At 44.2% G+C, this 22,004-nt stretch carries 22 protein-coding genes; 11 read left to right on the forward strand and 11 right to left on the reverse strand.

From position 1 onward, the window contains the following. Positions 1 to 80: 80 nt before the first annotated feature. The 6 genes from L4B77_RS04040 to L4B77_RS04065 form a co-directional block, all read right to left on the reverse strand. Complete coding sequence (locus L4B77_RS04040) at positions 81 to 689, reverse strand: HvfX family Cu-binding RiPP maturation protein (RefSeq protein WP_017083666.1); 609 nt, start codon at positions 687 to 689, stop codon at positions 81 to 83. Further along, a complete protein-coding gene (locus L4B77_RS04045; protein WP_048615926.1) occupies positions 686 to 1,471 on the reverse strand; it encodes an HvfC family peptide modification chaperone in 786 nt (261 codons plus the stop codon). Before L4B77_RS04045 ends, L4B77_RS04040 begins: the two co-directional genes overlap by 4 nt. Then, complete coding sequence (locus L4B77_RS04050) at positions 1,464 to 2,348, reverse strand: MbnB/TglH/ChrH family RiPP precursor modification enzyme (RefSeq protein ID WP_429748702.1); 885 nt, start codon at positions 2,346 to 2,348, stop codon at positions 1,464 to 1,466. Before L4B77_RS04050 ends, L4B77_RS04045 begins: the two co-directional genes overlap by 8 nt. A gap of 83 nt (positions 2,349 to 2,431) precedes the next feature. Next, positions 2,432 to 2,746 (reverse strand): hypothetical protein, encoded by a 315-nt coding sequence (locus L4B77_RS04055; protein WP_004733741.1) that lies wholly within the window; start codon positions 2,744 to 2,746, stop codon positions 2,432 to 2,434. Between the two features lies 1 nt (position 2,747). Then, a complete protein-coding gene (locus L4B77_RS04060) occupies positions 2,748 to 3,689 on the reverse strand; it encodes an MBL fold metallo-hydrolase (RefSeq protein WP_046225231.1) in 942 nt (313 codons plus the stop codon). Positions 3,690 to 4,096: 407 nt separating this feature from the next. Next, entirely contained in the window at positions 4,097 to 4,927 is an 831-nt protein-coding gene (locus L4B77_RS04065; RefSeq protein ID WP_429748654.1) for a formate dehydrogenase accessory sulfurtransferase FdhD, read from the reverse strand. Positions 4,928 to 5,339: 412 nt separating this feature from the next. Between L4B77_RS04065 and L4B77_RS04070 the strand changes: the two genes are divergently transcribed. From L4B77_RS04070 to L4B77_RS04110, 9 genes are all read left to right on the forward strand, one after another. Continuing rightward, positions 5,340 to 5,804, forward strand: coding sequence for a DUF3305 domain-containing protein (locus tag L4B77_RS04070; protein ID WP_429748656.1), 465 nt, complete (start codon positions 5,340 to 5,342; stop codon positions 5,802 to 5,804). After that, positions 5,794 to 6,507 carry a DUF3306 domain-containing protein gene (locus L4B77_RS04075; RefSeq protein ID WP_429748658.1) on the forward strand — a complete coding sequence of 238 codons (714 nt, stop codon included), beginning with the start codon at positions 5,794 to 5,796 and terminating at the stop codon, positions 6,505 to 6,507. Before L4B77_RS04070 ends, L4B77_RS04075 begins: the two co-directional genes overlap by 11 nt. 300 nt (positions 6,508 to 6,807) lie before the next feature. Next, on the forward strand, positions 6,808 to 8,499 hold the full coding sequence (locus L4B77_RS04080) for a 4Fe-4S dicluster domain-containing protein (protein WP_429748660.1): 1,692 nt from the start codon (positions 6,808 to 6,810) through the stop codon (positions 8,497 to 8,499). Positions 8,500 to 8,508: 9 nt separating this feature from the next. Then, entirely contained in the window at positions 8,509 to 9,159 is a 651-nt protein-coding gene (locus L4B77_RS04085) for a TorD/DmsD family molecular chaperone (protein WP_261839634.1), read from the forward strand. A gap of 77 nt (positions 9,160 to 9,236) precedes the next feature. Then, positions 9,237 to 9,437 carry a twin-arginine translocation signal domain-containing protein gene (locus L4B77_RS04090; protein WP_429748663.1) on the forward strand — a complete coding sequence of 67 codons (201 nt, stop codon included), beginning with the start codon at positions 9,237 to 9,239 and terminating at the stop codon, positions 9,435 to 9,437. 10 nt (positions 9,438 to 9,447) lie between these two features. Further along, entirely contained in the window at positions 9,448 to 12,303 is a 2,856-nt protein-coding gene (locus tag L4B77_RS04095) for a formate dehydrogenase subunit alpha (protein WP_372068061.1), read from the forward strand. Positions 12,304 to 12,314: 11 nt separating this feature from the next. Next, positions 12,315 to 12,923: a formate dehydrogenase FDH3 subunit beta gene (gene fdh3B / locus L4B77_RS04100; protein ID WP_061017924.1), complete on the forward strand. Its 609-nt coding sequence runs from the start codon at positions 12,315 to 12,317 to the stop codon at positions 12,921 to 12,923. Positions 12,924 to 12,936: 13 nt separating this feature from the next. After that, positions 12,937 to 14,010, forward strand: a complete 1,074-nt coding sequence (locus tag L4B77_RS04105) for a formate dehydrogenase subunit gamma (RefSeq protein ID WP_429748666.1) — start codon at positions 12,937 to 12,939, stop codon at positions 14,008 to 14,010. Next, entirely contained in the window at positions 13,994 to 14,410 is a 417-nt protein-coding gene (locus tag L4B77_RS04110; protein WP_261839631.1) for a hypothetical protein, read from the forward strand. The genes L4B77_RS04105 and L4B77_RS04110 overlap by 17 nt, the downstream gene beginning before the upstream one ends. Positions 14,411 to 14,591: 181 nt before the next feature. On the opposite strand, the gene L4B77_RS04115 is transcribed toward L4B77_RS04110, so the two are convergent. Both L4B77_RS04115 and grxB read right to left on the reverse strand, forming a co-directional pair. Beyond that, the gene (locus tag L4B77_RS04115) at positions 14,592 to 15,377 is read right to left on the reverse strand and encodes a DoxX family protein (RefSeq protein WP_429748668.1); all 786 of its coding nucleotides are present in this window, start codon (positions 15,375 to 15,377) and stop codon (positions 14,592 to 14,594) included. Positions 15,378 to 15,390: 13 nt separating this feature from the next. Then, positions 15,391 to 16,056 carry a glutaredoxin 2 gene (gene grxB, locus L4B77_RS04120; protein WP_429748704.1) on the reverse strand — a complete coding sequence of 222 codons (666 nt, stop codon included), beginning with the start codon at positions 16,054 to 16,056 and terminating at the stop codon, positions 15,391 to 15,393. Positions 16,057 to 16,567: 511 nt separating this feature from the next. Between grxB and L4B77_RS04125 the strand changes: the two genes are divergently transcribed. Together L4B77_RS04125 and cobB are read left to right on the forward strand one after the other, a co-directional pair. Next, complete coding sequence (locus L4B77_RS04125) at positions 16,568 to 17,788, forward strand: ammonium transporter (protein WP_429748670.1); 1,221 nt, start codon at positions 16,568 to 16,570, stop codon at positions 17,786 to 17,788. Between the two features lie 238 nt (positions 17,789 to 18,026). After that, on the forward strand, positions 18,027 to 18,761 hold the full coding sequence (gene cobB, locus L4B77_RS04130) for a Sir2 family NAD+-dependent deacetylase (protein WP_429748672.1): 735 nt from the start codon (positions 18,027 to 18,029) through the stop codon (positions 18,759 to 18,761). A 42-nt stretch (positions 18,762 to 18,803) separates the two neighbouring features. Here the strand turns inward: cobB and L4B77_RS04135 are convergent, their stop codons facing one another. From L4B77_RS04135 to L4B77_RS04145, 3 genes are all read right to left on the reverse strand, one after another. Next, on the reverse strand, positions 18,804 to 19,604 hold the full coding sequence (locus L4B77_RS04135) for a GGDEF domain-containing protein (protein ID WP_261839626.1): 801 nt from the start codon (positions 19,602 to 19,604) through the stop codon (positions 18,804 to 18,806). A gap of 79 nt (positions 19,605 to 19,683) precedes the next feature. Continuing rightward, positions 19,684 to 20,721 carry an extracellular solute-binding protein gene (locus L4B77_RS04140; RefSeq protein ID WP_429748674.1) on the reverse strand — a complete coding sequence of 346 codons (1,038 nt, stop codon included), beginning with the start codon at positions 20,719 to 20,721 and terminating at the stop codon, positions 19,684 to 19,686. A gap of 179 nt (positions 20,722 to 20,900) precedes the next feature. Continuing rightward, positions 20,901 to 21,935: an extracellular solute-binding protein gene (locus L4B77_RS04145; protein ID WP_372041007.1), complete on the reverse strand. Its 1,035-nt coding sequence runs from the start codon at positions 21,933 to 21,935 to the stop codon at positions 20,901 to 20,903. Positions 21,936 to 22,004: the final 69 nt, after the last annotated feature.

The raw sequence follows: 22,004 nt of genomic DNA on the forward strand, positions 1-22,004 counted from the left end.
GGGTAAGATAATGGAAAATAAGATGATAATTAGAGAGAACTAATTAAGGGTTTTACATGTAGCTGTGTGAAAAGAATCTATTACCAACGAAGTGCTTTGTTTTGTTTTTTAGAGAACTGTTTACGTAGCCAGTAATCTGCACTCACGTAACGGCCACCACCGTAAACAAGCAGTACTAACAGCATCACGAAGTAGGTGCCTGCGAACTCCATACCGTTGTTCAGCATTACCGGGTCGCCAAGTTCTGTGATGTAGTTGTAACGACCTGGGAAGTTAACCGCGAGCCATTCGATGAAGCCGTTAAGACGAACGGTTGCTTCCATACCACCAGTCGCAATCGCATCCCAACCGTGTTTCCAGTGAACCATTGCACTTGCTACGCTCATCATGAAAATCATTGGAATCGAGATAAAGCGAGTAAACAGACCTAACGCGATACAGATACAACCTAATACTTCGGTCGCTGCCGCTAGGAATGCCAGTAGCTCAGGGAAGGGAAGGTTAAGACCACCGTCGGCTGCTGAAGCACCAAACCATGCCACTGTTCCCGAGAAGCCCAACACTTTAGAGCGTGCACCGACGTAAATCACCGGAATCAAATAAAGACGTACTGAAAGCAGTACTAAGTAATCGTATTGTTTGCATTTTTCGACAATAGCGTCGTACCAGCTGAGGGCTGACTTAATCATAATTTTTCTCCTAAAGAGTGAACGCCAATCAGTTCAACTTCACTGAAATGTTCGACCCAATTAATAAACTCGAATCTCGCCAATTGTTGAGCAATTATTTGTTTTATATCGGCTAAAGAACGATTTGGTTGTTGTTGAATTATTTGAATAATCGCAACATCAATTTCTCTTAGTTTTATCGTGTTGACGCGTTGGTCACGGTCGCGATAAATCGCGTAATAAATGGGGTGTCGCCTTTGTGTTAGAAACGTCAGTGACTCACCATGAACAAGGAAAGGTACCTGTACGAGCTTCATCGTACTGTTGACTAACAAACCCAATTGAAGCTGTTGTTCATCAACACGAAGGTCACCCGCCCATGACATCGGCAATACTTGCTTTGAAGCGTCAATTTCAACGCAAAAGGCACACCATTCGTACTCCAACACCGCTAGCTGGTCGGCTGTAAGATCATGACTCGCACTCAAAGTAGACAAATCACTCAGATTAGACATACCCATTGGTTGAGTGCGACGCTGGATAAAGCTAACAAACTCAGTGGCTATATGATGAAACTCTGGCTCTGAGGCGTAATGCACGACAACAAACTCATCAACCAATATCAGTAGTTGGTCTTGGTCGACTTGCTGACAAAACAGCGGGAATGTGTTGTTCAATACACCAAATACGTTATCTCTAATGAACTCGCTGTATCGACACACTGCGTTGTCTTCAAGTGGCGAACGTATCAGTGCGGTTAGTGCGTGTGTTTGAGTGATCATCATGCTAGGTGGGTTATGCATAAACCAACTCCTGATTCATTGGGCGATGAGCAACACCAGCATCTAGAACCTGACTGTGCATCGTTCGTAATTCCTCAGTCAGCACGACCAAAGGCGGAACGTTGTTGTCTCTTTCGAGCAATAACGGTTTACTGCCATGAATAGAGAAGGTGTAACGCGCCAAGTCAATAACCGCTTGCTGTACCGGCATACCGTGGGTATCAATCAGCGATTTTTTACTTCCCCCTGAGCCATCACTTTCAACTAAATGCCCAGCAATGTGGTAATAGCGAATAGCATCGCTTGGTAAAGCCTTAAGCATTTCAGCGGCATCAAAGTGGTGGTTCTGACTGTTCACGTAGAGATTGTTGATGTCGACCAACAACTCACAGCCACTACGCTTTGCTATTTCAGCGATAAACTCACCCTCAGGCATCTCATCTCCGTAGTTGTGGTAATAAGAGATGTTCTCCATTACCAAAGGACGTTGAATGATGTCTTGGACTTGCTTGATTCTGTCCGCTAAATAGCCGATGTTTTCTGCGTGACGTGGCACGGGTAACAGTTCATACAGATACCCTTGGCTGTCTCGAGAGAAGCTCAGATGCTCGCTGTATACCTGAATATTCAGTTCATCGAGAAATTGACCAACCTGACGTACAAACTTCGTGTTAAGCGGCTGACAATCTCCAATGGATAAGCTTAAACCGTGTGCGATCAAAGGGTATTGCTTCGCTATATCCTGTAGTTGTTCGCGCTTAAGACCACCTAAGCTAATCCAGTTCTCGGGAGCCAGTTCCAGAAAATCAATATCAGGATGCTTCGGGGAACGAGCGAGCAGTTCAATATGCTCACTGCGTAGCCCAATGCCTTTGTCTGTATTCTGAATGGTTCGCACTTTATGGTTTAACTCGCTGCTTTTAGGGGCTTGGTCATTTGATGCTAAAGCTTTGGCTTTTAAAGCTTTGGTTTTATGCGTTTCTACTGGCCACATACTCCACCTGTCACCTTGCTATTCGCCGTTAAGATGCGCTCTTTGCTTGGCGAGATACCTTCAGCCGTTAAGCCACATTTCCCGTCGCGAGCACGCACTAAACGGTCTTGAGGGTTGCTTGTCAGTTCCGCTTTTTCGAAGCGTTTTTCTGTACCACATTTACCCGCAGCACATTTACCACCGTGTCCTGAAGATTGTTTAGCTTCAACAGGGGCTTCGGCAGGTGCATCAGCAAATGCCATTGCAGAGTTAAGGCTAATCACAGACGTGATCGCGATTGATAGGGCGATTTTGTTGTTCATATTATTTCTCCTTTACAGCAGACATAGGGAAGCTCGCTAAATCACGACCAGACATGATTGGTCCGTCGTAGTATTCGCGTACAATTTTGATTGATTCAGATTTGCGCTTAAGGCCTAGACCCATCCAGTGGTTAAGTACCAACATTTTTGGATTGATCTCTTTCGCAATTTCACCAATGACAGAAGGCTTAGCGTGCATGAATGTCGAGACACCATCGGCTTGTTCATGAATCGCCATTGGCATCATCATGATGTCGGCGCCACGAGCGAAGTCTAAGAATGCAGGGTTGCTACCGTTTTGGTCAGCTGAAATCACCATCACGCCTTCTTCACTTTCAATTCGGTAAGCGAGACAAGGCACATCACCATGAGGAATACCCAGAGCAGTGATCTTCAAACCATCTTTTTCGTAAACAACGGTTGGCACTGTGGATTGATAGTCAACATCGGTAAGATTGACTGGGAATAGGCCATCGGTTCCATCGTATAAGCCAGCAAGGTAAGCGTATGCGCCATGGTCTGGGTCAAAGTTCGCTGCGAAGTAACCGTTAAGGCTAGGGAAGGCTGAACCTGCGGCTGGACCTGAAATCTCCAACGCCTTTTCACGTTCAAAAAAGTAGCCACCTTTAAGAAGAGCGGGCATGTCATTGACGTGATCGGTATGGAAGTGAGTGATACCCATGAAATCTAGGTCTTCAAGTTTTGCACCCGCTTGACCGAAACGCAGGTAGACACCGCCACCGGCATCAATCATGATTCGTGATTTGCCTTTCCACCATACGATTTCACCTGATGATGCACGTAGGTCATCCGAGATAGGACCACCCGAACCCAGTATTTGTAATGTAAAGTCGGTATCGACCGGCTTAAGTTCAATTGCGTGACAGTTGGCGCCCAAGGTCAATCCAAGAGCTATTGCTAAAGCTTTTAAAGGCTGTTTCATATTGTTATCCAATTCTTTTTTCTTATGTGTTTTCTTCGAAGTGAGCATTCAAAGAAGTGAAACTTTCGCCAAGCAGCACGATAAGTGCGTGCTTCGTTCTGTTCACGGAGCATAAGATAAAGAATTGTTAACGTTTGGTATATCTAGTAATTTTGAAATCAACGTTAAGTAAAACTAAACACCAATATTAAGCGCGTTCTATTGCTGAAATAATGTGCAGAAAGGGGGATAACAGCGAACTGGCTGTAAAAATTGTGGGATTAAATGATGGAGTAAGCAGAGGGAGTGCTAAGGAGCGTAAATGGAATAAAAGAAAAGGTGCCAGCCTTCGCCTACACCTTATATAAGTTCACCAGAAAACTAGCTTTAGATAGCATTTTCTTTAGAGAAGTTGGCCTTTAAAGAACTTACGCTGATTGTTCGCCTTTTACATCAAAGTCGATCTTGTCTGCCCCTGTGAACACTTGGAAGCGTAAACCTTTAGCGCGAGCAATCGTTGTGATGCCGAACTTCTTAGCCAAGTCTAAGCCCATTTGCGTCACGCCAGAGCGCGATAGCAAAACAGGGATACCCATCTGAGCAACCTTAATCACCATCTCAGACGTTAAACGGCCTGTGGTATAGAAGATCTTGTCTTCACCGGTCTCTTTGTTAAGCCACATCTCACCAGCCAATGTATCAACGGCATTGTGTCGGCCAACATCTTCAACAAACGATAGAACCTTGTCGTCTTTGCAAACCGCACAACCGTGCACTGCGCCTGCTTTCTTGTAGGTATCGTTGTAATGCGTCAACGCTTCAAGCGCTGTGTAGATTTCAGATTGCTTAATCTTGTTTTGAGGCACTTGGTAATCTTCCAACTGCTTCATTACGTTGCCATACATGGTGCCCTGACCGCAGCCAGAAGTTACTGTCTTCTTCTTAAGCGCTTGCTCAAGTTGGCTCGTGTCTTCTTTGGTGATCACCGCAGCAGAGCTGGTTTCCCAATCGATGATAATAGATTCAACTGCTTCCGGATCAGAAAGGAAGCTTTGGTTTTTCAAATAGCCTAATACTAATGACTCAGGACGTGAGCCCAATGTCATTAACGTTACGATCTCTTTCCAGTTCAACATCACGGTAAGAGGGCGCTCACACGCGATCTGTTTGGTGAGCTTTTCGCCATATTCATCAAACACTTCAACTTCGATTGTCTGAAGTGGGTTCTCACTGGTTTTTATTATGTTGGGTTTTACCACAGTCATTTCCTACTTAATGAGATAGCGATTTTATGAGATAAGAAGTCAACAAGAGCACTAAAGCTCTCATTCAGTAATGCGCTAGTTTGTTAGTTCGTTTTCGATTATCGCTCCGAACATGTCATAGTTCTGAGAGTAGCGTTTGCAAATCTTATTCCAAAATAACGGGGATTGATGGAAACATGAAGCATTAGATTAAAAAAGCGCAAAATATCAGAGTTCACCGGGCGGAGTTGTCTGAAATAACCAGTATCAACTAACGTTATAGTGACAACTTGATAACGAACGCTGTAGATACGCTCTTGGGAGTGACCTCTATTGGCGTGTTTATTGCTTTATAAGGTTAGATGATTGCACACAGTACAAAATGTCCTAAATGCATTCAGACCAAAGAAAATCAATTGGGTAAAGTATGTCTCAGATAAAAGAATTCAAAGAGCACTATGAAAAAACAGAAGCTTCTTGGCCAATCGGTGTCCAAAGAGTAGAGAAAGAGATCAAAACAGGCATCTGGGTCACTACACAATGGGAATTGACGGGGTTTGAACTGTCGCCAGAAGACGATACTCAAGACGTTTGTTTACTCCAATTACATAAAGACGAGCGTACCGACTATCGATTCAACTTAAGCTCTCAGCGGCCGAAGCTTTTTTTGGTGATGGATAATGTCGACTCGGGTGTTAAGCCTGTGATTCAGTTACTTACAGCATCACAAACCGTTGCAGGACAATACATGGACGGTGACAACCAAGTCCTTTCATACGACATTCCGTTACCTGTTCAAGCTTGGATGGAAGCCTTCATCGGTCGTCATGGTGAGTTATTAGAAGCGAGACGTAAAAAACGTAAAGGCGCGGGTCGATCAAATGGCAACTAACTTCTTTAGCCGTTGGTCGCAACGAAAACTTGATCAATCGACCGACCAACCATTAGAAGCGCAACAAACGCTTGAGGGAACTGAGCTTACTTCCGCTGAGGCTTCGTCTGCTGCTTCATCTTTAGACGCACAAACATCGGAGTCATTACAGCGTGAGACTTTAGAAAATAGTGCTTTAGAAAATGAGTCTCCAGAACACAATAAAGACGCTCACGCTGTCGATTCTCACGCGATTGACTCTCAGGAGATAGCATCAGAAACGACTGAAGACTTGTCTGTTGCTCAATTATTGGTGTCAGAAGCCTCAGAAAGCGTAAAAAAATCGGCATTGCGTAAATTATTCCTCTCAGAAGAGTTCAACGTTCGTGATGGTTTAGATGATTACGACGACGATTACAGTAATTTGACGTCTCTTTCTAAAGGGGTTGCTGAAACCTTGCGTGATTGGGTTAAAGACAAAACGGAAGAAGAAACCACAGCAGAAGAAGAGCAGGTCATTGATAATAAAGATGAAGGCGACGTTTTAGATAATTCTGGAAGCGATCTTGAGGTGTCGGAGAATGAACTTGAAACTTCAGAAAGTGCCGAAATAACCGAACAAGGAAGTGAACTGTATAAAAATACAGTTTCAGATGTTGACGCTACAATGTCAGACGAAGCTGACCTGAACGAGATGGGACAAAATATACCACACAAAGAATAGGTACATTTTGACTAAACACTCAATGAACCGCTTGCGACAAAATGTCCCAAGCGGTTTTTTTATCGTCAAAATAGAGGTTAAGTCGTACTAATTTACTGAATAGTAAGGATAAATAATCTGGCATGGCATTTGCTAAATATTGCTAATCATCAACTGTATTGTAGATTGCCAAGTTAAGTCGACGGAACAACAAATCGCTAACCAAACCGTGAGTTGTTAAACGATTACTCAGCAAGTTCGCTAACGCTAACTACAATGAAGGTTGAACAGATTCTCCATGTCCAAAGATGGAACTGAGCAATGCTTAAACAATTATTAGAACAAGCAACTTCAAATAACGCTAAAGCAAGGCTGTATGCATTTGAGAATACAGTTGAGTTAACCAATCTAATTCCACCGACCGTAAGTTACGAGAGCGGGGGAAATACACTCATCATTGGTCCAACAAAGATCATTGAGAGTGCAGCTGCACAATTACCGCAGCTTACTAGCCTGACTTTACTTTCGACTGACGGGGAGCTTTCGAGTGCCGCCGGGAATCAAACCCATAGTCAAACATCAAACGAGATTTACTACGCGAACTCAGTTCAAGTGTCTGGTTTCCTCGGTACATTCGAAGTTCTTATCGAAAGCAAAGGTCGAACCAATAACCTAGCGAAAGTCGCGATTAATCACGATTGTTTCGATGTTGTGCTAGACCTATGTCTGAATAGCTGCATGACAGAAGAAGTGCCTGTACCGGGTTATTATCCAGTAGGCCGAGGTTATCCAAAACTGACAGAAGCACTGGAAGAGATCCCAACACTGATGGGGACATTCGATAAGCCTAAGTTCTTCCGTTTAGACACCGACCTTTGTGCGCACAGCTCTCGTGGCGTAAAAGGTTGCGAGCGTTGTGTTGATGCTTGTCCTGCTGGCGCACTGTCGAGTGAAGGTTCAGATAAAACGGGTCACAAGATCGAAATTAACCCTTACCTATGTCAAGGTGTGGGGACGTGTGCAACAAGTTGTCCGACTGAAGCGATCTCTTACGCATTGCCGAATCCTGACGATACTCAAAAGTTCATTGAACGTACGCTAGCCAATTATGAGCAAGCAGGGGGATTGGATCCTATCGTGCTTATCTGTAGCTCGCGTCATGAAACCTATAATGTGATGGCGTTAAAGGCTCTCCCAGAAAACGTCATTCCGATTGTGGTAGAAGAGCTGCCATCTGTTGGTATTGATACGTGGTTTGCCGCGCTCGTGAATGGCGCAACTCAGGTTTTGTTTGCGGCTTCTCACTTTATGCCCGAAACCATCATTCGTGTGCTGAGTAACGAAGTCGGGATCGCTCAAGAGCTTCTTGATCAAATTGGTATCCCAAAAGAAACCATCGATATCCTTTATTTAGAATCGCTTCGTGAAGGCCCTCCTACACTGTGCGTGGATTCATTCGATCTGGCACTTGGTGAGCTTCAAGGCAATAAACGCCAACGCCTATTCACAGCACTGGATGCGATGGCATCAGCTCGCATTCCAGTTGAAAATGTGGTTGAACTTCCTTCCAACGCACCATATGGCACAGTGTCGTGTGAGAGCAAAGATTGTACGTTGTGCATGAGCTGTGTAGCGGTGTGTCCAACACGTGCGCTGCATACTGACGGCGCTTCGCCATCCCTTAAGTTTGTTGAACAAGACTGTATTCAATGTGGCTTATGTGAAAAAGCGTGTCCTGAGAACGTTCTGACTCTAACGCCTCGCATGAACTGGGTGAAGGAAGAGCGTCAGCAAGCGATGGTGATTCATGAAGAGAAAGCGGCGCAATGTATTCGTTGTCATAAGCCATTCGCACCGCAGTCTATGATTGATATGCTACAGAATAAGTTACGCGGTCACTCTCATTTTTCAGATGAAGCTGCGATTAACCGCATTGCGATGTGTGAAGACTGTCGTGTGGTAGATATGTTCGATTCAATGGCACAAGATCCGTTGAAACAATTGAAATACTAGGAGTAGGTCTTGGATACTCATTTAGATCAAGCACAAGAACTGGAACAAGAACAGACACTCAGAACTGAAATTTATTTGGTTTTATCTGCACTGTTTCGCTGCGCACCTTCTGACGAGGTGATCGAGTTTCTAAAAACGTTAGACATTGAAGCGTCTGAAAGTGCGATGCAAAAGGCGTGGGTTGCTATTCAACAAGCGGCAACCGAAGCTTCTCGCGAAGCATTAGAAGACGAATATCAAGATCTGTTCATTGGTATTGGTCGTGGAGAGGTTGTTCCATTTGGTTCTTGGCATCGCACTGGCGCTATGATGGAGAAACCATTAGCGGAGATTCGTCATGATCTCGAACTTTTAGGCATTGAGCGTGATGATCAAGTGAAAGAGCCTGAAGATCATATCGCAGCTCTGTGTGAAGTGATGGCGATGTTAACGGGTGAAGAAGAGGCGCTTCAACAAGCTTTTTTCAATAAACACCTTGGCCCTTGGTTCAACGCTTTTACGCGTCAGCTTGAAGCGGCAAAAAGTGCCAACTTCTATAAATCTGCAGCTCAGCTGTGTGAAGCATTTTTAATGTTAGAACAAGTGCGTTTTAGCGTGAAGACGATAACCAGTAAACACAAATTAAAGATTGATGTGAAAAACGTCACTGATTACGAGTAATCAAGTCGTACGCGATTATATCGATAGAGGGGCATGAAGCCTCCAAAAAAGATCCACCGAGAGGTAAGGAAGCAATGATGAAAGAGAATAAAGAGATAAACACAAGCCGTAGGGACTTACTCAAAGGCTTAACAACCGCAGCTGTGGCTGGGGCGGTTGTTGCGGGCACGACCAAAATGGCAACGGCTTCAGAAACGGTTGAAATTTCGAAACAAGATGTGAAGAAGACCGGCTATCGTGAAACACAGCATATTCGCGATTACTACGACACACTTTAGGAGATAACGGATGAAACTGGTCAAACGCTCCGATAGTGTGAGCAAAGAAACGAATCAACTGGGTGTGTCTCGACGCGCCTTCATGAAAAACACCTCGTTAGCGGCGGGTGGCGCGGTAGTAGGCGCAAGTCTGTTCGCTCCGGGTATGATGAGAAAGGCGCAAGCTAAATCTGTCGATCCAGAAGCGAAAACAGAAGTGAAACGTACTATCTGTTCTCACTGTTCTGTGGGTTGTGGTATCTACGCTGAAGTCCAAAATGGTGTCTGGACGGGGCAAGAGCCAGCATTTGATCACCCGTTCAACGCTGGTGGACACTGTGCGAAAGGCGCAGCACTGCGTGAACACGGCCACGGTGAGCGTCGTCTTAAGTACCCAATGAAATTAGAAGGCGGTAAGTGGAAGAAGCTTTCTTGGGAACAAGCGATTGAAGAGATCGGTAACAAAGCGCTAGAGCTTCGTAAAGAGTCTGGCCCTGATTCCGTTTACTTCCTTGGTAGTGCTAAGCACAGTAACGAACAAGCTTACGCATTCCGTAAGATGGCGTCGCTTTGGGGCACCAATAACGTTGATCACCAAGCGCGTATTTGTCACTCAACCACGGTAGCCGGTGTTGCAAATACTTGGGGTTACGGTGCGATGACGAATTCGTTCAATGACATGCACAACTGTAAGTCGATATTGTTCATTGGTTCGAACCCAGCAGAAGCTCACCCAGTAGCGATGCAACACATCCTCATTGCGAAAGAGAAGAACAACTGTAAGATCGTGGTTGCGGATCCTCGTCGTACGCGCACGGCAGCGAAATCTGATCACTATGTTTCTCTTCGTCCTGGTTCAGATGTGGCCTTTATTTGGGGCGTGCTTTGGCATGTCTTTGCTAACAAATGGGAAGACAAAGAATTCATCCGCCAACGTGTATTCGGCATGGATGAGATCCGTGAAGAAGTTGCGAAGTGGAACCCTGCAGAAGTTGAGCGTGTCACTGGTGTCAGCGAAGAAGAAGTTTACCAAACCGCGAAATTGCTCTCGGAAAACCGTCCAGGTTGTGTTGTGTGGTGTATGGGGGGGACTCAACATACCACGGGTAACAACAACACTCGCGCTTACTGTGTATTAGAACTTGCGCTTGGTAACATCGGTAAAGCGGGCGGTGGTGCAAACATCTTCCGTGGTCACGATAACGTGCAAGGCGCAACAGACCTCGGCGTCTTGTCAGATACATTGCCAGGTTACTACGGTTTGTCTGAAGGTTCTTGGCGTCACTGGTCTAAAGTTTGGGACATTGACTTTGAATGGGTGAAAGGCCGTTTCGACGACAATGCATACGGTGGTCAAAAGCCAATGAACAGCGCCGGTATTCCGGTCTCTCGTTGGGTTGATGGTGTACTCGAAGATAAAGACAAGATTCGTCAGCGTGAAAACATTCGTGCCATGTTCTACTGGGGACATGCGGTCAACTCTCAGACTCGTGGCCCAGAAATTAAGAAGGCGATGCAGAAGTTGGATATGATGGTTATCGTTGATCCATACCCAACAGTCGCAGCGGTTATGAACGATCGTACCGATGGCGTTTACTTGCTTCCTGCCACCACTCAATTTGAAACCTACGGCAGTGTAACGGCGTCAAACCGTTCTTTGCAGTGGCGAGACAAAGTGGTTGAGCCTCTGTTCGAATCTAAACCTGACCACGAAATTATGTACCTTCTTACTAAGAAGCTTGGTTTCTCTGATCAACTGTTCAAAAACATCCGTGTTGAGAACAACCAACCATTGATTGAAGACATTACTCGTGAATTCAACAAGGGTATGTGGACAATCGGTTACACCGGTCAAAGCCCAGAGCGCTTGAAAGAGCACCAACAGAACTGGCACACGTTCCACAAAACCACACTTGCTGCAGAAGGTGGTCCTGTGAACGGTGAGACTTACGGTCTGCCTTGGCCATGTTGGGGTAACCCGGAAATGAAACACCCAGGTACGCATATCCTTTACGATACGTCTAAACCGGTTGCTGAGGGCGGTGGTAACTTCCGTACTCGTTTCGGTGTGGAGTTTGAAGGTCAAAGCCTATTGGCTGAAGACAGTTACTCAAAAGGTTGCGAAATTAAAGATGGCTACCCAGAGTTCAGTGACAAACTTCTGAAGCAGTTGGGTTGGTGGGATGACTTAACCGCAGAAGAGAAAGCTTCAGCGGAAGGCAAAAACTGGAAGACCGACGTTTCTGGCGGCATTCAACGCGTGGCTATCAAGCACGGTTGTATCCCATTTGGTAACGCGAAAGCGCGTGCGATTGTTTGGACATTCCCAGACCGCGTACCCCTGCACCGTGAACCACTTTACACACCACGTCGTGACCTAGTTGCTGACTACCCAACATGGGATGACAAGGAAGCGATCTTCCGTGTTCCTACGTTGTACAAGTCGATCCAAGAGCAAGACAAGTCTGGTGAATACCCGATTATTCTTACATCTGGTCGTCTGGTTGAGTACGAAGGTGGTGGTGAAGAGACTCGCTCTAACCCTTGGCTAGCAGAGCTACAACAAGAGATGTTTGTTGAAGTAAATCCGAAAGACGCGAACGACATTGGCTTTAAAGATGGTGATGACGTTTGGGTTGAGGGTGCAGAGAAAGGCCGTATCAAAGTGAAAGCGATGGTCACTCGTCGTGTGAAACCGGGTCTGGCATTCCTACCGTTCCACTTCGGTGGTAAGTTTGAAGGCGAAGATTTGCGTTCTAAATACCCTGAAGGCACTGATCCTTACGTTATTGGCGAAGCCGCCAATACAGCAACCACATACGGTTACGACCCTGTCACGTTGATGCAGGAAACGAAAGTAACCCTTTGTAATATTCGTAAAGCGTAAGGAGTCTTAAAATGGCTAGAATGAAATTTCTTTGTGACACCAAACGTTGTATCGAATGTAACGGTTGTGTCACTGCATGTAAGAATGAAAATGATGATGCTCTGGAATGGGGTATTCAACGTCGCCGTGTTGTCACACTGAACGATGGTGAACCGGGCGAAAACTCTATCTCAGTCGCATGTATGCACTGTACTGATGCGCCTTGTATGGCAGTTTGTCCTGCCGATTGTTTTGAACATACAGAGGACGGCATCGTTCTTCACAATAAAGATCTTTGTATTGGTTGTGGTTACTGCTTGTTTGCTTGTCCGTTTGGCGCACCTCAATTCCCTAAACAGGAAGCCTTTGGTGAGCGCGGTAAGATGGACAAATGTACCTTCTGTGCAGGCGGTCCAGAAACAGAACCCGGTTCTGTTGAAGAACGTCAGAAGTACGGAGCGAACCGTATTGCTGAAGGTAAGTTACCAATGTGTGCTTCGTTGTGTTCAACAAAAGCACTGCTTGCGGGCGATGCAGAGAAAGTCTCTGATGTATTCCGTCAACGTGTAGTAGAGCGTGGTGCGAAAGGTGCAGGTTGGACAAACGGCAACGACCTTTCTTACGATGCGACTAAGAGCTAAGTAGGAGAGACGTATGCTTACAATGATTAAGCGTCTCTTCCTTGTTGTGCTGCCTATTTTGGCAGCACTGACAATGCTTTCTCCTATGAGTTATGCATCTGAGACGAACTCATCACAAACGCAAGCTAGCTCTGCTGAACGTGAAGTGGTTCAACTTGCTGGCGCTGATTTTTGGCGACAAGTGAGAAACGGTGAACAAGGTTACACCACATCTCAATCTGCCGAGCACGGTGTATTGATCAGTACTCCAGGTCAAACGTGGTATATATTAAAAGAGAAGTGGATGTCACCTGCGGGTGCCGTTGCTATCTTTGGCAGTATTGCTTTCGTGACTTTGATGTACGTTGTGATTGGCCCACTAATGCTAAGTGCGCCAAGAACGGGTCGTAAAATCAAGCGTTGGACTCGATTGGATCGCGCACTGCACTGGAGTATGGCGTTTACTTTCTTAACGCTGGCATTCAGTGGCTTGATGTTGGTGTACGGCAAGCACTTTTTGAAACCGTACATTCCAACGGATCTTTGGGGCTTTATCGTTCTACTCGCTAAGCAATACCACAACTATATCGGTCCGATTTTCTATGTACTGTTGATGATCGTACTTATCAAGTGGTGGCGTAAATCAATTTTCAAGATGGTCGATATCCAGTGGTTTATCAAACTGGGTGGCATGGTTGGAAAACATAAAGGCTCTCATCCTTCCGCAGAGTTCTCAAATGCCGGTGAAAAAGCACTATTCTGGCTGTTGATTGTGATGGGAAGTGTGGCGGCGATCAGTGGCTTGGTTCTTGATTTCCCTATCTTTGGGCAAACCCGCCGTCATATGGAACTTTCAAACCTCGTTCACATGGTGGCTGCACTTATCCTTATCTGTGGTTTTGTGTTCCACATCTACATCGGCTTGTTCGGTATGGAAGGCGCGCTAGAAGGTATGGTAACCGGTGACGTCGACGAGACTTGGGCGAAAGAGCACCATGATCTTTGGTACAAAGAAGTAATGGAACAAGAGAAAAATGGTGAGCAATCGGCCACTCGCGTAGAAACTGAAACAACGGAGGGGGTGAATAAGAATGAACAAACCTCATAAAGGTATTTGGGTCGCTTATATACTCAGTTGCCTAACACCCGTGACTTGTCTTATTTCTGGTGTGATTGCGATCATCTATGCGGGTTATCGTTTAGATAAAGGGGAAGATGGCGAAGTAGTGGATACGCATTACTATGGCTTGATTCGCTCGTTCTTCTTGAACCTCACATTCTTTGTCGTACTTATCGTAACGGTAGCGACGTCTAATGGTGTGTTAATCGGTGTGAACGATTACTGGTATCAAAACCATCTTATCGATGATATTGCTTTCTACATTCCATATATCGGTATGCTGTTTGGTGGCGTTGCAATTATGATTTGGTTTGTCCGTATGTATCAAGGTATGCGACGTCTGAGTCAAAACCTACCGCAGAAGCCGACAACGGGCCCAAACTTGTAGTTGAGCATCAAATTAATGTAGAGCGATTTATTTAAAATAATCGTCATTAGAAAGCCCAGTGATTCAGTTCACTGGGCTTTTTATCTATCAACGGAGTGTTAACACCTTACCACGTAAGCATTGTTAACTCGTTACTTAGGTAGCCTAGCCATAAAAGCGATTCGTGGCTGAATTCTCTTAGTTATGCGTATTGGTAAGATCGATCTCTCTTCTTAGAGATAAAGTGGTCTAATGATACAGTCCCACCGACATTGGGTAGCATAAATGGAATGGTTACCATGAAGAAATAGAATGCCAACTCCCATCCACCACCAGGAAGAATCCACGTGTATCCAACAGAAAAGTGACCACCGATTATTTGCGCAATAATAAGGTAGCCAGCAGACATGAATGCACCAAACCTAGACATCAATCCAAGGCCAAGAGAAATCGCGGTCGCAAGTTCTATAATGCCACCAAATACAATTAAACCATGTGCCATGGCCGTCGGGAGCGGATGACCAAGGATTAAGTTTCCAAATCCAGTAGCAAAGAAATCAACCAAACCAGTGTCATGGGATGAAACAAATAGTTTTTCCGTGCAGTGTGTTAACCAGTTAAAACCTATGAATATTCTCAACATGCTGAGTGCCGTCTCAGTTGAACCATAGTTTAAAAATGTTCTCCTCATGACAACAACGCATTGAAAAATCAATGGTATATAGGTTAAGGCGGCAATCCAACCAATCTGTGACCAATCATGTTGATCGGCATTTCTAACAACAATAGTGGTGAAAAATAATGGCAATAGGAAAGACAGGTTCACATTCTTTCGGTTAATAAACGCTGTAATTGGAATCATTAAAGCTGCAATCACAGTAGCAATTCCAGACCACGCTCCATCATATAAATGAATATTATAAATCGCGCTAACAACAGCGATAATTCCGGTTAGAGTAATTAAATTAGCAAAGTTTTTATTTTCCATGGGGTTTAGATCCTTATTTTGCTACAGAATTTAGCTCAGGAGGAAAGCGTTCAGTGAGAAGAGAAACACCCGTTTCTTTACTTTGTTTTATTATCCAGTTAGCGACAAACGGGTCCCAATTGATTTCTATAGCACTGGTAAAACCACGCAAAATGGAGAAAATAATGCTCTTGTCAACAAGGTCACGTTTCGTTTTTTTGTTGGTATTTAACAAAGCGCCGGCGCGCTTGATTAACTCTTCAGCGTCTCTGGCTATATCTTTGGTATCAGCAAGCAATGCATCAAAATTTAACGTTTCGGTTTCTTTTTTCTCTCGCCATGCAATTTGTGCAGACTCCTTCTTGAACTCTTTTAGTGGATACAAATACCATCGAGGGTAGCCAATTTTTTGTAAAGTTAAGAACGCGTCACTCTGCCATTGGAGTACATCGTGCGATGGTTTGCTTTTTTCACTGACGTCAGCCTGTTGCAAAAGGTGCTCAATGATATCTAGGCTCTCAGTTAATGCTTGATTATTGTCGTTAACAAAGACAGGAACCTGCTTAATTCCTGATATCTTCGTCGTTGTGGTCTCATCATCATAATCAATAACCGTTGAATTAATACTGAGGTTCAAAGAACCGGCAACGTATAACACACGGGCACAAAATGGGCAGTGTTCATAAATATACAGTTTCATTATTATTCCTTTTTTAGTTACCGAAAAGGCTAATAACTTTAACTTCACTCTCGATGGTTATTTGGACTGAGATTAAGGGTTATTCGCAATATGTACAATTCGGTTAATGTTCTGTTGAGAATCATTATACTCGTTCGGTTGCATTATATTATTGGCGATATCGTGAATTCATTATTCGAGTTATTAAGAATAATCACTGTGTGGGGTTTGTTTGTACTTAATCTATCCGATGGTTTGATGAGGAACTGAACATTCACATTTGCCTTAAAATGGTGCAGCTCACCCTGTTGGTGCAATCATGCATGTGATTTTTCATGCATCTAAGAGCGAGTAAAGTGAAATTAGAAATTTATTTAAACTTAATCAGTAAGTTAAAAATAAATCATGTTGCACGAGAATGACATTGAGCAGTTGGAACGTATCTTGCGTTTACGCTGGAGTCTTTAATTTATGACATCATGAATCGCACGAAATCAGTGCAAATTATATGAAAGCGAAGGAGAATGCTTTAATGAGTGATACGGTGACTCAAGTTCATAGTGCAGTACAAACCCTTACCCAAAGTTCAGATACTTTATTCCTATTACTTGGCGCAATCATGGTCTTTTTGATGCATGCAGGCTTTGCATTTCTAGAAGTCGGTACGGTAAGAAAAAAGAACCAAGTGAACGCACTGGTTAAAATACTCTCAGATTTTGGTGTCTCCGCCATCGCTTACTTCTTTATCGGTTATTGGATTGCTTATGGGAACAACTTCTTTGTTGATGCCGAAACCTTGTCTCAAGGGAATGGGTACGAACTGGTTAAGTTCTTTTTCCTAATGACTTTTGCAGCGGCTATTCCTGCGATTGTTTCTGGTGGCATCGCAGAACGTGCACGTTTCTACCCAATATTGATTGCAACGTTGTTTACGGTTGGCTTCATCTATCCATTTTTTGAAGGCATCATTTGGAACGGTAACTTTGGTTTCCAAGCGTGGTTAGAAGGTTCGTTTGGTTATCAATTCCATGACTTCGCGGGCTCGGTCGTCGTTCACGGCGTTGGGGGTTGGATTGCGTTGGTCGCGGTCTATTTCCTTGGTATGCGTAAAGGCCGCATCCGTGCAGGTAAGCACACAAACTTTGCACCATCGAACATTCCCTTCTTAGCGCTGGGTTCTTGGATCTTATGTGTGGGTTGGTTTGGTTTTAACGTGATGTCAGCTCAAGCTATTAACGGCATTAGTGGGTTAGTGGCAATGAATTCATTAATGGCCATGGTCGGGGGGATTCTTGCTGCTTTAGTGGTCGGTAAAAATGACCCGGGCTTTATTCATAATGGTCCGTTAGCGGGATTGGTTGCGGTTTGTGCCGGTTCAGACTTGATGCATCCACTGGGCGCACTGGTGACTGGCGGTATTGCTGGTGCGTTGTTTGTCTATCTGTTTACCTATATGCAAAATAAAACAAAGATTGATGATGTATTAGGTGTGTGGCCTTTACATGGCGTATGTGGCGCTTGGGGGGGCATTGCGGCAGGTATCTTTGGACAGCAAGCATTCTGGGGGCTAGGGGGCGTAAGCTTTTTCTCTCAGGTAACAGGAACCCTTACGGGTATTGCTGTCGCTTTGATCGGAGCGCTCACTGTCTATGGTGTGTTGAATAAGCTGACAGGCCTGCGTTTGAGCGAAGAAGACGAGTTCAACGGCGCGGATTTGTCAATCCATAAGATCTCCTCTACTAGTGAAGACTAGCCAATACGGTAATCCGTTATTAAAAACAAGTCGTGTAAACGGTTTAGCCTAACAAAACAATAAGCGACTCTGGTCGCTTTTTTGTATCTGTTTATTCCTAAATGTGATTATCGAGCGAGTGATGTCACAAATGCACAATGAAATTCACGAGTTAAGACTATGGTCTAATCCCTAAAACTATTGTTGGAATTTGAACAGTGCTAAGCTGTTCAAAGTGACATATTAAAAAGGACGTTTTATGCATTTTCCATATCGTAATATCGTAATTCTTACTGGCGCTGGCATCTCAGCGGAGTCGGGGATTCAAACATTCCGAGCACAAGACGGATTATGGGAAAACCATAAAATCGAAGATGTCGCGACACCGGAAGGCTTTAATAGGGATCCTGATTTGGTACAAGCATTTTACAACCAACGTCGTTCCAGTTTGCAAAGCGACAGCGTTCAGCCAAATTCTGCCCATAAAGCACTAGGAGAGCTTGAGGATAAGCTTGATGGTAACGTGACTATCATTACTCAAAACATCGACAACTTGCATGAGAGAGGCGGTAGCCACAACATTATTCATATGCATGGCGAACTTCTAAAAGCACGTTGCAGTGAGTCGAATCAGGTTGTCGACCATAAAGATGACATCGAAACCGGCGAGCTTTGCCATTGCTGCCAGATCCCAGCGCAAATGCGTCCACATATCGTTTGGTTTGGTGAAATGCCATTAAGAATGGGAGAGATCTACTCTGCATTAGAAGAAGCGGATCTGTTTATTTCGATTGGTACATCTGGGGTTGTTTATCCGGCCGCAGGGTTTGTGCATGATGCTAGGATGCATGGTGCACACACTATCGAGATCAACCTTGAACCCAGTGCGGTTGAGAGTGAGTTTGAGGAGAAGCGTTACGGAAAGGCGAGTATTGAAGTGCCAAAATTGGTGGGTGAACTGTTGTGCTCAGAGAAAGGCTCTTTGACGGTTTAATTAAGCAAAAATGCTTCTTAAGGCTACCAGATTGATAGAAGCTTATCCCTTTGCTGTAATAGGTCGTTGCGATTGTTTCATTTGATACATGGCTTTATCTGACTTATCGAGCGCCAAGTCAAAGTTCTCTTGGTTAGTGACTTCAATACCATAAGAAAAAGGAATATCCTCTCCATGGAGCCGACAATTGACTTGATTCACAAACTCCTCACCACGTCCAAGTTCAGCGGTTACAACGAATTCATCCCCTCCAACTCTAAATACCATTTCATCTCCCAATGCCGTTTGGCTTAAGGCTTGAGAAAAGCGAACAATCACTAAATCTCCTACTTGATGCCCTTTTTGGTCATTGACCTCTTTCAATCCATCCAAATCGAAATAGATGAGTTCGAATTCCTTCAGCTTAATGGCGTCAAATTTCTTACGGTTGTACAAACCTGTCAGCTCATCTTGCTTGCTCTGATCTTTTAATTTAGCGATCAGCTTCGTAATGCCGCAGGCAATAAGTAAGAATGAAATTTGTACGAGACCATCTTCTAGAAAAGTATCGAGTAATTCGTGTCTATCCGACCATTCGTCGAACTGTTTTAGCTCAGTGAAAACATCATAAATGAGGTTCGCAATCAGCAGTAATACGCCATAGTGAAGGGATTTATAGGGGCGAATAGCACGGTGGGTAACACAGTAAATATACATGGCAATCACGAGCGTATTCGTTTCGAATAATAGGTCGTAATTAGAGTCTATCGGGATAAATGAGCTCAAACCGAGCATTAAAAGTGATGCTACAAGCATAAGAGTGGCAACTAATAATATCGGATTCACTAACATGTTTAAGCACATTCCATGTCATTTTATGTTGCTTCTATTTTATCGAAGAATAAAGCGGCTTGCGCCGCTTTATTCTTCGATTCGCAACCACTTAGTTATTTACTTTGAGTTTTTGGAAGTACTCATCATAAAGGACACTCGCTTCACCAACTTCATCTTGCCAAACGCCATTATCCATCACCGATTGCGGTGGGAAAACGTTCTTATCTTCGGCGAAGGCTTTCGGTAAAAGAGGGTAAGCGGTTTTAACTGGTGTCGGGTAACCGATTTCTAGCGCAATCTTAGCTGCATTTTCTGGGCGAAGAAGGAAATCGATCATCTTATGAGCCGCTTCAATGTTCTTAGCCCCTGTTGGAATCGCTAAGCTGTCCATCCAGAAGATAGCGCCTTTCTCTGGCCAAATGATATCGATCGCGGCACCTTCTTGGCGTGCCATGTAAGCCGATCCATTCCAAAGCATACCAAGAGATACTTCACCTGCTAGATAGGGATTTGCTGGGAAATCTGAGTTAAAAACCAATACATTTGGCATTAATTTGCGAAGTTCTTCGTACGCTTCTTTGATTTCTTCAGGGTTCGTTGTGTTGGGAGAGTAACCCAGTTTAGACAGTGCGATATGGAAAACCTCACGAGAATCATCCATCATCATCAGTTGACCTTCCCACTGTGTATCCCACAGATCGCCCCAGTTTTTAACTGAAGATTTGTCTAGCATGTCTGAGTTGACGCCAATACCCGTGGCGCCCCAAATGTATGGGATAGAGTATTCGTTATTTGGGTCAAAGGGCTTGTCTAAGTAATTAGGGTCCAAATCTGCAAAGTGACTTAGCTTCGTTTTATCAATTTTTTGAAGCATGCCTTCTTTGCGCATCTTAGAAACGAAGTAAGTCGAAGGAACCACTAAGTCGTAACCCGTACCTTGAGTTTTCAACTTAGCATACATGCTTTCGTTAGACTCATAAGTCGAGTAATAGACTTTAATACCCGTTTCTTTGGTGAAGTTTTCAAGTACTTCATTTGGAATATATTCAGACCAGTTGTAAAAATACAATTCTTGGTCAGCTGCGAAAGAGGGGATCGAAAGTAAAGTAGCAGCACACAATGCGCCGGTATACAGTGTTTTTTTCATTACTGTTCCGTTCATTTGTTTGATTTGGAGCTGGGTAGTGAACCCAAAGTAAAAGGATTTCTAAAAATCGCGCTAGATTATAGCAGCCAAATGACAAAATAGGCAGCCTAAGCTGCCTATTGATTAATATTATTGAACTTAACTCGTTGAAGATTGGATAAACAACATTATTCTGTTGTTTACTGACCCGCTTTGAGTTTCATGAAATAATCTTCATACTTCACGGTTTTATCGCCAACTGCCGCTTGCCATTCAACACGGTCAAGGTCTTCTTGCGAAGGAAACAGAGCAGGGCTGTCTTTGAACTTCTCGTTAGAAGCTTTAACTGCTGTTAGGTAACCGGTGTCACGAGAGATTTGCTCGGCGATTTCTGGGCGAAGTAGGAAGTCGATCATCTTATGGGCCGCTTCTACGTTTACTGCGCCAGAACTGATAGCAAAATTATCTACCCAACCGATACCGCCTTCTTTAGGGAAAACCAGTTTAATCGGTAGCCCTTCGTTTTGCGCAGCAGCAGCAGAACCGTTCCACAGCATACCAAGACCTACTTCACCTGACATGTATGGCGCACCTGGATTGTCTGAATTAAATACGAGGACGTTCGGCATTAGCTTTTGTAGCTCAGCGTACGCTTCGTCGATCTCTTTCTCGTTTGTTGTGTTGCCAGAGTAACCTAACTTACGTAGTGCGATGTGGAACACTTCACGCGTGTCGTCCATCATCATCAGTTGACCTTCAAGCTCAGGCTTCCATAAATCGGCCCAGCTTTGGAAATCTTCTGGATCGTACATGTCAGTGTTAACAGCAAGACCAGTTATCGCAACGACATGTGGAATCGAATAATCGTTGTTAGGGTCGTACGGCTTGTCTAGATAGTTAGTATCTAGATTCTTGAAGTTGTGCAGCTTCGTTTTGTCGATCTTTTGTAGCATACCTTCGTCGCGCATCTTAGATACGAAGTAAGTCGACGGCACAACTAGGTCATAACCTTTGTTGTGTGTTTTTAGCTTTGCGTACAAGGTTTCATTCGACTCGTAAGTCGAGTAAATCACCTTAATACCAGTTTCATCCGTGAACTGTTCTAGAATCTCACTGTTGATGTAAGGTCCCCAGTTCATGAATACCAATTCTTTGTTATCTTTTGCAAATGACGGTGCAGATAACATTGAAAGCGCACATGCACTACCAGCTAATAGAGTAGCCCATTTTTTCATTGACGTTAGCTCCAAACTAAACGTTGCCCGAAGGCAGTAGATAGAAAAACAGAATGGCAATTTACCATT

Origin of the sequence: Vibrio minamisatsumaniensis (genome assembly GCF_050337445.1) — a bacterium.
Lineage (GTDB): Bacteria > Pseudomonadota > Gammaproteobacteria > Enterobacterales > Vibrionaceae > Vibrio > Vibrio artabrorum.

Coding starts and splice junctions, on each gene's coding strand:
- L4B77_RS04040 (WP_017083666.1), bottom strand. CDS start 689: ATGATTAAGTCAGCCCTCAGCTGGTACGACGCTATTGTCGAAAAATGC.
- L4B77_RS04115 (WP_429748668.1), bottom strand. CDS start 15,377: ATGGAAAATAAAAACTTTGCTAATTTAATTACTCTAACCGGAATTATC.
- L4B77_RS04045 (WP_048615926.1), bottom strand. CDS start 1,471: ATGCATAACCCACCTAGCATGATGATCACTCAAACACACGCACTAACC.
- L4B77_RS04125 (WP_429748670.1), top strand. CDS start 16,568: ATGAGTGATACGGTGACTCAAGTTCATAGTGCAGTACAAACCCTTACC.
- L4B77_RS04135 (WP_261839626.1), bottom strand. CDS start 19,604: ATGTGCTTAAACATGTTAGTGAATCCGATATTATTAGTTGCCACTCTT.
- cobB (WP_429748672.1), top strand. CDS start 18,027: ATGCATTTTCCATATCGTAATATCGTAATTCTTACTGGCGCTGGCATC.
- L4B77_RS04055 (WP_004733741.1), bottom strand. CDS start 2,746: ATGAACAACAAAATCGCCCTATCAATCGCGATCACGTCTGTGATTAGC.
- L4B77_RS04105 (WP_429748666.1), top strand. CDS start 12,937: ATGCTTACAATGATTAAGCGTCTCTTCCTTGTTGTGCTGCCTATTTTG.
- L4B77_RS04095 (WP_372068061.1), top strand. CDS start 9,448: ATGAAACTGGTCAAACGCTCCGATAGTGTGAGCAAAGAAACGAATCAA.
- L4B77_RS04145 (WP_372041007.1), bottom strand. CDS start 21,935: ATGAAAAAATGGGCTACTCTATTAGCTGGTAGTGCATGTGCGCTTTCA.
- L4B77_RS04075 (WP_429748658.1), top strand. CDS start 5,794: ATGGCAACTAACTTCTTTAGCCGTTGGTCGCAACGAAAACTTGATCAA.
- fdh3B (WP_061017924.1), top strand. CDS start 12,315: ATGGCTAGAATGAAATTTCTTTGTGACACCAAACGTTGTATCGAATGT.
- L4B77_RS04070 (WP_429748656.1), top strand. CDS start 5,340: ATGTCTCAGATAAAAGAATTCAAAGAGCACTATGAAAAAACAGAAGCT.
- grxB (WP_429748704.1), bottom strand. CDS start 16,056: ATGAAACTGTATATTTATGAACACTGCCCATTTTGTGCCCGTGTGTTA.
- L4B77_RS04140 (WP_429748674.1), bottom strand. CDS start 20,721: ATGAAAAAAACACTGTATACCGGCGCATTGTGTGCTGCTACTTTACTT.
- L4B77_RS04110 (WP_261839631.1), top strand. CDS start 13,994: ATGAACAAACCTCATAAAGGTATTTGGGTCGCTTATATACTCAGTTGC.
- L4B77_RS04090 (WP_429748663.1), top strand. CDS start 9,237: ATGAAAGAGAATAAAGAGATAAACACAAGCCGTAGGGACTTACTCAAA.
- L4B77_RS04080 (WP_429748660.1), top strand. CDS start 6,808: ATGCTTAAACAATTATTAGAACAAGCAACTTCAAATAACGCTAAAGCA.
- L4B77_RS04060 (WP_046225231.1), bottom strand. CDS start 3,689: ATGAAACAGCCTTTAAAAGCTTTAGCAATAGCTCTTGGATTGACCTTG.